The sequence below is a fragment of the Microvirga sp. HBU67558 genome (assembly GCF_018069605.1).
In the GTDB taxonomy this organism is placed as follows: Bacteria; Pseudomonadota; Alphaproteobacteria; order Rhizobiales; family Beijerinckiaceae; genus Microvirga; species Microvirga terrae.
The window spans coordinates 1-483 of record NZ_JAGPUP010000210.1; the positions used below are offsets into that span (position 1 = coordinate 1).

Here is a 483-nt window from a genome sequence, read left to right on the forward strand (position 1 = left end):
AACGGCTTGGTGAGGTAATCATCGGCGCCATAGCCGAGGCCTCTGACCTTGTTCTGGATCCCGTCCAGGCCTGAGAGGATCAGGACGGGTGTGCTCACCTTGGCAAGCCGCAGCTGTTGCAGGACATCATAGCCTGACATGTCCGGCAGATTGAGATCGAGCAGGATGATGTCGTAATCGGGGAGCCGGCCGAGATCGATGCCATGCTCGCCCAGATCGGCTACCGAAATCTGGACGTTGAGGCGCTGGAGCATGAGTTCAATGCTTTGAGCGACAGAGATGTCATCCTCGATCAGCAATACCCGCATCTTACCACCTCCCAGAGACCTCAGCTAATGTGAGGGAAGTATGCTCAACGAGGAGTTAACGCCGGAGGCCCGGTGACGCTTTCACGGCGCCGACCTTGTTCCGAGTGCAAGGAGACTTAGCCCGATAAGTAATTTCGCTAGGCGTAATTTCGACAAGAAGTTCTTAGCAGGCGCT

At 55.9% G+C, this 483-nt stretch carries 1 protein-coding gene; it reads right to left on the reverse strand.

Annotated elements, in window-relative coordinates; all coding sequences use genetic code 11:
* The coding region (locus KBI52_RS00880) for a response regulator (RefSeq protein ID WP_210804788.1) at positions 1-308 on the reverse strand (308 nt) is incomplete at its 3' end.
* Between the last annotated feature and the right edge of the window lie 175 nt (positions 309-483).